This window comes from Pseudoxanthomonas japonensis (genome assembly GCF_010093445.1).
Taxonomy (GTDB): Bacteria; Pseudomonadota; Gammaproteobacteria; order Xanthomonadales; family Xanthomonadaceae; genus Pseudoxanthomonas_A; species Pseudoxanthomonas_A japonensis.
This window is the reverse complement of sequence record NZ_PDWW01000050.1, coordinates 1-2,812: the sequence shown is the minus strand read 5'-3', so window position 1 is coordinate 2,812 and position 2,812 is coordinate 1. Positions and strand designations below refer to the sequence as shown.

Genomic DNA, 2,812 nt, shown 5'->3' with positions numbered 1-2,812 from the left:
CAGAGGCTTTGAAAGCATTGCTGTAGCGATGGGTGGTTCTGGGGCCTGGCTTGGGCATGGGGACACTCCTGAGGGTTAGGTCGGGGTGTCCACTAAACCGTAGGAACTACCGGTTCGGCTTGAATGAATTGTTAGGCCGCAATCCGACTACCCGGCCCGATAACGAAGACTGAGAAAAGTGCCACCCAGAAGGTAAAGCAGAAGGCTGAGATTAGCCAGAGCCATATTCTTGCGAGTCTAGAGCTGCGTTGTCGCCGGAGTGCTAGGTGCCACAGTCCGAGGAAGGCGATGTTTGCGCCGAAGGGTGCCAGCATGAATAAGCCGAGCGCGCCGGGCGACAAAGAAAATTGGCCTGCCTGACGAAGCCACAACAACTGCGCCGCAAATATCAATGTACAGGCGATCAGCGCCGAAGTAAGAGCGACTTTGGTACGAGTAGATTTGACTGCCGACATGTCGCCTTTTGCGGCCTAACACCTTGAGTTAAGCCGACCCGCGAAGCGGGTTCGGCTTGAACGAACTGTTATGCAGCCTGGGTAGTAGGTAGCCCGGACTGCCGAAGCGATCTTAGCCGAGAAAGCCGGGCGAAGAGACAATCACTGGATGGAGTGGGGGCAGTGAGTGGCCCGCGCTTTTGCGGCCGAAGCCAACGGCGCCGCCTATCCGGAAGTTCTGAAGCCATGCTCGTGCCTAGCGGCGCGAACCTGCTGCATCCGAAGCCGATTGAAGCGGAACCGGTAGAGGCGGGTAATCGAGCTAGGTCAGCGACCGATAGATGCCGAAGCCGCAGTGCAGGAACGATCTACGCGCCACCGAAGCCGACAACACCAACAAGCCAACCCACGCATAACACCTGAGTTAAGCCGACCCGCGAAGCGGGTTCGGCTTGAATGAACTGTTAGACCGCAGACAGTTAGTCTGGGTCATAGATGGAATGCCGTGCACCACACTTTTTACACTGGAACACCATCTCGTAAGGCTCAATACGCGTGATGTACTCCGCAGGCTCAGAGCAGTGAACCCACCAGCCAATCGGGTTGTACGTAGAGAAGCCGATAGTGCACCCGAATACTGACCGATAGAAATGCTCAGGAAGCTCGACTACGTTGCCTGCATCATCATAAAAATCGGCGTCAAAAAATGCAGCGATATATTTGTCCGCAGCTGCCCCACTAGCAATGCACCAAGGACATAACGCCTTTACCTTTGACCGGGTATATACCACACCGTCATAGAGTACCCCGCGAGACTGCCCGCAACACTCACAGGCGTCATCAGTACGACGAAGCGACCCGGAAGCTTGAGGATCGCGGTGATACGGGAAGTGCGGTAGTTCCAAGCTCACGAGAACCTCGCATGCGGTCTAACACCTTGAGTTAAGCCGACCCGCGAAGCGGGTTCGGCTTGAACGAACTGTTATGCAGCCTGGGTAGTAGGTAGCCCGAGCTGCCGAAGCGATCTTAGCCGAGAAAGCCGGGCGAAGAGACAATCACTGGATGGAGTAGGGACAGTGAGTGGCCCGCGCTTTTGTGGCCAAAGCCAAGTGCGCCGCTCGCGTGGAGTCAGCTCTGCATCGGACAGCCGAGCGGCGCGCACCTGCCGCATCCGAAGCCGATTGAAGCGGCGCCAGGAAGCGCGGGCGATAGAGCCAGGTCAGCAACCGACCAACGCCGAAGCCAGTGGGGCGGCGGCATCCCGCACATCACCGAAGCTGACAACACCAATACGCCAACCCACGCATAACGCCTGAGTTAAGCCGACTGGCGAAGCCAGTTCGGCTTGAATGAATTGTTAGGTGCCACAGGCGGAGATTGAGATGCCAACCCCGCGCACGGGCTCTGAGACAAGTTGGACATTGAACTAGTACGCATTTCCGTCATAGGTAATCAGCTTTTCTCCGTGCTTGGCATCCGGCCCTACGCCGAATATTGCCTTGATTCTCTCGTAGAGCCCAAAGTAGAGCTCATGAGGAACCTGAAATAGCGGTGGGAAAGACGGATCCTCACCGACATAAACGTAGTGCTCTCTTGCTGATCGGGGCGCGGCCAGAAATAACTGACGGCTCCCTAAGGTTGCTGCCTCATGCATGAGCTTGCCTGTAATCCGGGCGACATAGCCGCCTGAGCGTCCAGGGTAGCTTGGCTCTTCGAGGACTGGTGGACCTTGCATGTGGCACCTAACGCCTGAGTTAAGCCGACTTGCGAAGCAAGTTCGGCTTGAATGAATTGTTAGGCGCGCTCCGACAGCAGTTGTGCGAGAGCGTCCCACTCCGAGTCCAAGAACATCTGGAGGTCAACGGGATAGCGAGTATGCCCGGCAAAGCCCAGATTTAGTTTTGACATGAAATCATCTGGATCATGAGTGTAATAGCGCCATTCCTTGCTGCCGTTTCCGGTTAGTGAGGCGGCCTGCACTCCAACACCCTTTGTCCCAACGGCCGTCTCTAGCAAATCCTCAAAGCGCCGCATCTGCTCGTATACATCCGCGGCGGGCATGCCTGATTCATCAGAGTCATAGGGCCAGGTAATGATGATGAGATTTTCGTATATCGCGCGGTCTGGCGCTGCCGGCAGCGCAGATCTGGCGCGAACCAGGATGGGGGAGCCATCGACGTTGCCCTCACCAACAGACCATAAGTCGTCCTTGTAAATTCCGGCCATCGAAATCCCTATTGAGCGCCTAACGCCTGAGTTAAGCCGACCCGCGAAGCGGGTGGCAGTTCCTACGAAAAAGTGGACACCAATTCTCTAGCGGCACTGCTCGAACTCCACCGGTGATCGATAGCCCAGCGCCGAGTGCAGGCGCTGGTGGT

The 2,812-nt window shown here is 56.6% G+C and carries 2 protein-coding genes; both read right to left on the bottom strand.

Features of this window, described 5'->3' with window-relative positions; genetic code table 11:
- Positions 1 to 913: 913 nt before the first annotated feature.
- Positions 914 to 1,345 (bottom strand): CbrC family protein, encoded by a 432-nt coding sequence (locus CSC78_RS19315; protein WP_162339375.1) that lies wholly within the window; start codon positions 1,343 to 1,345, stop codon positions 914 to 916.
- Positions 1,346 to 2,228: 883 nt separating this feature from the next.
- Entirely contained in the window at positions 2,229 to 2,660 is a 432-nt protein-coding gene (locus CSC78_RS18670) for a DUF695 domain-containing protein (RefSeq protein ID WP_162339374.1), read from the bottom strand.
- Positions 2,661 to 2,812: the final 152 nt, after the last annotated feature.

Coding starts and splice junctions, on each gene's coding strand:
- CSC78_RS18670 (WP_162339374.1), bottom strand. CDS start 2,660: ATGGCCGGAATTTACAAGGACGACTTATGGTCTGTTGGTGAGGGCAAC.